Genomic DNA, 6999 nt, shown 5'->3' on the forward strand with positions numbered 1-6999 from the left:
TTATTAGCCTTTTACCGATCCAACCATAATTCCTTTGTCAAAGTACTTCTGGAAGAATGGGTACATTACTAACAGTGGTAAACTTGATACTACAATGGTTGCATATTTGAGCTGTTCTGCTATTTTTGCCATTTCCGCTGTGCTCTGAATATCGGCAATCATGCCCGGCTGTGGTGTATTCTGTACTAAGATAGAACGGAGTACTAACTGTAATGGCTGCAAATTCGCATCATTCAAATAAATCATTGCGTCGAAATAACTGTTCCACATTCCAACGAAAGACCAAAGCGCCAGTACTGCAATGATTGGCTTACATACCGGAATCATAATTTTAAAGAAATGTTGGATTTCATTCGCTCCATCAATCGCAGATGCTTCTCTTAATTCTGTTGGAATTGACTGATAATAAGTTCTTGCAAGAATCATATTCCATACATTAAATGCTCCTGGAATCAGGATTGCCCACACTGTATTAACCATATGCAGTTGGTTGATCAAAATGAATGTAGGAATCATTCCACCGCCAAAAAACATAGTAATTAAGAAGATAATATTAAAAACCTTTCTTCCTACAAATTCTTTTTTGGACAGTGGATACGCTGCCAACAATGTCACAAAAACAGAAATAACTGTAAATGCAAGTGAATACAGGAAGGAATTTAAAAAGCCACGCCAGATCATTTCATTCTCTAATACTCTTCGATATGCATCTAATGTCCAGTCCTTAATATTAAAACTCAATCCCTGGTTATTCAAAACAGTCGGATCCATAAAGGACGCAAGTACTACATAGATAATCGGTATTGCTATAGAAAGGACGAATAAACCAAGAATGGTAAATCCGATTCCAAGGATTACTTTGTCTGTCCTTGAATATTTTTTCTTCTTTTTTTTCTCCATCTCTTCTCCCTCTTTTCTATAATCCTTCTCCGTCATCAGTTTCTTAACAACACAGTTTACAAAGATCAACAAGATAACATTTACAACCGAGTTGAAGAGACCTACCGCTGTCGAATATCCATAATCTCCGTTCAGAAGTCCAATACGATATACATATGTAGACAGGATTTCTGATGCCGGCAAGTTCATGTCTGTCTGTAAAGCATATGCTTTTTCAAAACCTATACTCATAATATTTCCGGCCTGTAAAATAAACTGAATTACAATAATATTTTTAATTGCCGGCAACTCTACATACCAGATCTGCTGCAGAAGATTTGCTCCATCCATGGTCGCTGCTTCTTCCAGCTCCTTGCTTGCATTTGCCAATGCTGCTGTATACATGATAGAGGACCATCCTGCTGCTTGCCAGATTCCGCTTGCAATATAAATTGTTCGGAATGCAGAAGGCATTGTCATCCAGTTTGTGCTAATTCCGAGCACTTTGTTCAGCGGTCCTACAGGTGATAAAAGCATACGAACCATACCGCAAAGTACGATGACTGAAATAAAATTCGGCATATAGATCAAAAGCTGAACTTTCTTTTTAATCCCTGTCTTACGGATGCGATTTAGAAGCAATGCAAGAATAATCGGAACCGGGAATCCCCACAACAGTCCATAGATACTCAATTTTAATGTATTCATCAGATAATTCATAAAATCTGGTGAAGATAAAAATCGCCTAAAATACTCAAGTCCTACCCAGGGACTACCAAGAACTCCTTTTATTACATTGTAGTCTTCAAAAGCTATCAGGAGACCACCCATTGGGAGATACTTAAAAATAATTGTCAGTAAAAGCCCTGGCATTAGGAAGAAAAGATATAACTGCCAGTTTTTCTTCATATAAGTCATCTTTTCTCTCCACGTTCGTTTGCTTACGGACTTTGCTTGATTTTGCATTCTTTTCATGCACTTCTTCCTCCATTCCTTTAACTCTATGGAAAACCGGTTACGTAACCGGTTACTTTATGGTTTGATATTACTATATTCTTCTCTTTCTGTCAACACTTTTGCGCGATAAAATAACCGGTTACGTAACTGGTTATTTAAGTGTTGCGTTTTTCCATGAAAATTGCTATACTAAAAAATATTATGAACCATCAGCCATCATATTGAAGGAGATTCAACTTTTATGAGTAAAAAACAGGTAACTTTTGCAGATATTGCGGAATACACCAATTTTTCAAAAACTACAATATCAAGATATTTCAATCACCCGGATTCACTGACGGTTGAAAACCAGGAAAAGATTTCACAGGCTCTTGATACACTTGGATATAAAAAGAATAAGCTGGCAAAGGTTCTGGCAAATGGAAAAAGTGAATTTATCGGAATCATTGTTCCAAACCTTTACCTGCACTATTATTCTGAGATGCTGACACAATTCCTTTCCAGTTACAGTGATTATCACTATAAATTTCTTGTTTTCGCCAGTGAACATGGCGCTGAAGAAGAACAACAGTACATCGAAGAACTTCTGTCTTATCAGATTGAAGGACTGATTGTTTTAAGTCACACTCTTCCATCTGAGAAACTTGCTTCCTATCAGATTCCTGTCATCGCAATTGAACGCGAAGCAGAATATATCAGCAGTGTCAATACTGATAACTATATGGGTGCACTTCAAGCTACTTCCCTGTTGATTCGGGATAAATGTGACATATTAATTCATATAAATGTCAATGTGAATAAATCCATCCCGGCTTATGACCGAATCCGAGCCTTTCAGGCTACTTGCGAAGAATATCATATTCCATATGATATAGATCTTAGTGTAGAAGGTGATTCTTATCATGAGATTTTAAACGTAATCCGAGAGATTTTCAATAAAATAGAAGCAAAATATCCCAATCAAAAAAAAGGTATCTTTCTCGCGAATGATACCTATGCAAATATGTTTCTTAATTTAATTTTCCAAAAATATGGAACATTTCCTTCTACTTATGAGATCGTTGGATTTGACAACTCTCCGATTGCCAGCGAGGCAATCCTTCCAATCACAACCATCGGCCAGCAGATTGATGTGATTGCAAAGACTGCCATGGATCTTCTTGTCCAACAGATGGAAGAGCAGAAAAAGCGTGTTCCCAAACCATTAGGTGAACCTGTTCATAAACAAATTGCCCCTGTATTAATTCGCCGTAATACAACAAAATAATTTTTTTTCATGATTGAGAACGTTGTCTCCAGCGCCAGGACCTGATTACCGGTTCCGGCGCTGTCTTCTGATATCTGCAGATACTGAGCAGTAATCCGAGCAGGATATAAGATGTCAGCATACCTGCTCTTCCTGTTCCAAAGAATGGACAGTAGATTCCCATATTACAGACTCCTCCCAGATTTTCTAATATAAAAACTACGGTCTGAATCAGGAACAATGCTGTGCATCCTGTCCCCATCACCATACCAAGCTGGTTCTTCTGGTTTAAAGAAATCTTAGCAAACCGAAGAACGAGCACTACCAGACAGAGAACCAACAACACGCCTGCCAGTATTCCATAAGCAGCTACCACACTGGCAAGCAGATGGACACTTCCGTCTACAGATGTCAGAAGTTCTTTAAACTGCGGATTGCCATGAAATGCTGAGCTTCCGGAAAGCATTTCCCGAATCACATTGACGCTTGGGAAATCTGCTGCATGATCACCGATTGATAATATAGCCGCTATACGCTCTTTCTGGTAAGCCTTGCCAAAACACCAGAGGCCTCCCGCAAGCAGCACCGGTATCAGAACGACTACTGCTCCGATTCCCGTAAGTACTGCTTTTTTACAAACCTGAAACCAGCCTTTGTGGACAGCCACCGCCAAAACCACACAATAAACCACTTCCAGTATCATTGCCCCAATCAGACTCTGGCTTCTTATAATCAGGAAATATGTTGGAATGACCATCCAAAGGATTGCCTTTAAAATTCCTCGGTATCCCTGACCTCTGTAACTATATAATACCGCTGCAAACAACGGAATTGTCAGCCAGAGTAAATCAATCAGATTCAATCCAATGCCGAATGGCATTCTAATATATCTGGTTGATCCATTCAATTTCAAACCGGCAACCTGCAGTCCAATGAAAAGTAACACCTGATATGCGATCAAGCTTGGTTTTGCATAAACCGCAATCCTCGTATAATCCATATAGCAAATACCAATCATCAGCACAAGTCCAAGCAAAAGTGCCGGCAGTTCTAGCGACGTATGCCAACTGGATGACATTCCTGTCCAGAACAATTCTTCTGTTTTTCCTGCACTCTGCTCAATACCTAAAGCAGTCTGATACATAACACTTCGTAAAAGATAGCCTGCAAAACTTAATCCAACAATCAGCGCAATCATTCCCCACGCCATTGTCGGCCGGTAGATTCTATCCATCTCAAGCCCAACTTCTACCGGATCACCCATTTCTCGAACCGCAGCTTCTTCTGCTTCTGTCTGACTCATTCCTTCACTTAGGAATTCCGCTTTCTGATCCTCAATGTGATCATTGATCTCCTGTTCTATCGTCCCTCTTGCCATCTTACAGCGAATCTGTTCTGTTAATGTATGTAAATACTCCTCTCGTCTCATCAAACATCACCCCTTCTAACAAACTGCTGCATTCAGCACATTCACTACAGCCGATGAATAAATTTTCCACTCTTCTTTCTTCTCTTCTAAAACTTTCCTCCCGGTTTTCGTAATACTGTAATACTTACGAACCTTACCACCGACCTCTTTCTCATAAACTGTCAGATATTTCTTATCTTCCATTCCATGAAGCAATGGATATAATGTGCCTGCTTTTAATTCAAACACATTCTGGGACTTTTCTCTTAAGGTCTCGATCATCTCATAACCATACATATCCTTTTCAGATAAAAGCTTTAATAATAACATTGTTGTACTTCCTGATACCAGACTTCTGTCAACTGCCATAACAATTCCTGCCACTCAAAATGTGATTAAATATACTCACACCGAGATAATGTAGACCCTCACGAGTTCTACTTACTGCTTTATCGTGTATGCTTTGGATTGATCGAAATCATATCTACTCACAAGTTCTTGTACACTCCACAGTCGTAAATTCCCGAAATAGCCTTCGGTACATACCTACGTTTGCGTTTATTTATGCAACTTCGTAAGTCATAGCATCTCTCAAATTAAGTGCAGCATTGAAATCTCTGTCTTCGATATAACCACAATCACATTTGAAAATTCTATCTGAAAGCTTTAAATCTTTCCTGATATTTTTGCAGCAATGGCAGGTTTTAGAAGATGGATACCATCTGTCTGCTACACGAAGTTCAATTCCATTTTCGTTGCATTTAGCTTGAAGTTTTATTCTAAACTCATAAAACTTCTGTGACGCAACTGCTTTTGAAAGATGTCTGTTTTTCATCATGCCTTTTACATTTAAATCTTCAATCGTAATGTAGGATGGTTTGGTTTTCACTATCTCTGCGATTGTTTTGTTAATGTAGTCGGTGCGGATATTATCTATCCTATGATGAAGTTTCTGTACCTTGAGCTTTTGTTTTTGTATATTCGCTCTTTGAGTGGACTCTCCTTTCTGTGAATTTTCATATTTTCGAGAAAGACTTCTCTGTTCTCGAATAAGTTGTTTTTCAAGTTTCTTTAATTTTGCTGATTTGTTAATGTTCTTATAAGTTTTGCCATTAGAAACAGTGGCAAAATCCTTTAATCCAAGGTCAATGCCAATTCCTTCATTGGAATTATCAGCTGTCTTGTTATCTGGCAGTTCTACAAGAACTGAAACATAATATCTGTCAGCTTTTATTGAAACTGTACCGCTTTTGATTACATATCCTTCTTTTGTTGTTGGAATATATCCTTTCTCTTTGATGCGAACCCAACCCAAAGTTGGAATCTTAAGTCTATGCCTTTCACACACGCAATCCTTTGGATTATTTCTAACGAAATACATTTTTACATCTGATTTACCTTTCTTTTTAAATTTAGGAAAATCACTCTGATGTTTAAAAAATCTTGTAAAAGCAGTACATCCGTCTTCGATGGATCTTTTCACGGCTTTTGAATACACTTCCTTAATCCATGCTTTATCAGGATTATTTGGAATGTATTCATTGTTAAGCCATACACTGAAGCTCTTACCAGTCATAAACTTTTCACCTTTATCATACAAGGTTTTGTTGTGACAAAGGTAGAAGTTATAGACATATCGGCAAGTGCCTATCGTCTTGTGAATCCTGATTTTCTGCTCCGGTGTGGGATTGATTTCCGTCTTGAAGCTCTTTAACAATTTCTTCATCCCTCTCTATTTGTTTTTTATACTTACGGAGTCCATACAACCTGCAGGAGAACACATGAAGAATAGAAACAATATCCTGCACGAGTTCTTCTTGTGGTGATAGTTCTTCATTGTTTACTATCACTATGGTCGTATTAAACTTCATGCAGAATTTTTCAAACCAATCATAGCCAAATCTGATAAATCTATCTTTGTGCGTTATGATTATGGTTTTGATTTTTTGTTCCATTACTTCATCCAATAATTTATTCCACTTCTTACGATTGTAATTCAGACCACTTCCATATTCTTCAATACATTGGTCTACAATAATGCCTCTGGCATTACAGAATTGACGTAAAAACGATACTTGATTCTGTAAATCATCCTTTTGATTCTTTGTAGAAACTCTTGCATAAATAACTACTTGGCGTATATCATTTTGGGTTTTTATGCCTTTAAATTGAAGATATTGGTCGTAAGTATAATAACGCCTATCAGTTGGAGTCCGATTTGCTTCTAGAATTCCTTCCCTGTCCCAACGCTGTAATGTTTTCACAGAAACACCTATTAATTCAGCAAAATCTTTTGGTTTATAATTCGTGATATTTGACGTGTTCATAATAATACCTCCATAGGTACATTTAAACACATTTAACCATATTAAGCAATATATTTAGTTACTTATAAATTCCTCCTTCTGATTTTACGTTAACCGCACACTTCTTAACATTCTCCTTGCGAAATGAAACTCATCTTGCAGTAAATATATCGGTTATCTATATATCTTAGTTTGATTATATA

At 37.6% G+C, this 6999-nt stretch carries 6 protein-coding genes and 1 pseudogene; 1 reads left to right on the forward strand and 6 read right to left on the reverse strand.

Annotation, left to right across the window (positions count from 1 at the left end; translation table 11 throughout):
• Positions 1-3 precede the first annotated feature (3 nt).
• On the reverse strand, positions 4-936 hold the full coding sequence (locus tag DXB52_RS07135) for a carbohydrate ABC transporter permease (protein ID WP_015528044.1): 933 nt from the start codon (positions 934-936) through the stop codon (positions 4-6).
• Positions 917-1854: pseudogene (locus DXB52_RS07140) on the reverse strand (ABC transporter permease). Before DXB52_RS07140 ends, DXB52_RS07135 begins: the two are co-directional and overlap by 20 nt.
• A 223-nt stretch (positions 1855-2077) precedes the next feature.
• On the opposite strand from DXB52_RS07140, the gene DXB52_RS07145 reads away from it, so the two are divergent.
• Positions 2078-3103, forward strand: a complete 1026-nt coding sequence (locus DXB52_RS07145; protein WP_055172645.1) for a LacI family DNA-binding transcriptional regulator — start codon at positions 2078-2080, stop codon at positions 3101-3103.
• 7 nt (positions 3104-3110) lie between these two features.
• Here DXB52_RS07145 and DXB52_RS07150 read toward each other — a convergent pair whose 3' ends face one another.
• The 4 genes from DXB52_RS07150 to DXB52_RS07165 all read right to left on the reverse strand — a co-directional run bounded on the left by DXB52_RS07150 (position 3111) and on the right by DXB52_RS07165 (position 6802).
• Entirely contained in the window at positions 3111-4511 is a 1401-nt protein-coding gene (locus tag DXB52_RS07150; RefSeq protein ID WP_118106847.1) for an FtsW/RodA/SpoVE family cell cycle protein, read from the reverse strand.
• Positions 4512-4526: 15 nt separating this feature from the next.
• Positions 4527-4859, reverse strand: a complete 333-nt coding sequence (locus DXB52_RS07155) for a PadR family transcriptional regulator (RefSeq protein WP_015528048.1) — start codon at positions 4857-4859, stop codon at positions 4527-4529.
• A gap of 193 nt (positions 4860-5052) precedes the next feature.
• A complete protein-coding gene (locus tag DXB52_RS07160) occupies positions 5053-6207 on the reverse strand; it encodes an RNA-guided endonuclease InsQ/TnpB family protein (RefSeq protein WP_472520019.1) in 1155 nt (384 codons plus the stop codon).
• Positions 6116-6802: an IS607 family transposase gene (locus DXB52_RS07165; protein ID WP_172696948.1), complete on the reverse strand. Its 687-nt coding sequence runs from the start codon at positions 6800-6802 to the stop codon at positions 6116-6118. The genes DXB52_RS07160 and DXB52_RS07165 overlap by 92 nt, the downstream gene beginning before the upstream one ends.
• Between the last annotated feature and the right edge of the window lie 197 nt (positions 6803-6999).

The organism is Ruminococcus sp. OM04-4AA (assembly GCF_003462585.1).
Taxonomy (GTDB): domain Bacteria; phylum Bacillota; class Clostridia; order Lachnospirales; family Lachnospiraceae; genus Mediterraneibacter; species Mediterraneibacter faecis.

Excerpts from the sequence above, each read along its gene's own strand:
- DXB52_RS07135 (WP_015528044.1), bottom strand. The coding sequence starts at position 936 with ATGACGGAGAAGGATTATAGAAAAGAGGGAGAAGAGATGGAGAAAAAA.
- DXB52_RS07145 (WP_055172645.1), top strand. The coding sequence starts at position 2,078 with ATGAGTAAAAAACAGGTAACTTTTGCAGATATTGCGGAATACACCAAT.
- DXB52_RS07150 (WP_118106847.1), bottom strand. The coding sequence starts at position 4,511 with ATGAGACGAGAGGAGTATTTACATACATTAACAGAACAGATTCGCTGT.
- DXB52_RS07155 (WP_015528048.1), bottom strand. The coding sequence starts at position 4,859 with ATGGCAGTTGACAGAAGTCTGGTATCAGGAAGTACAACAATGTTATTA.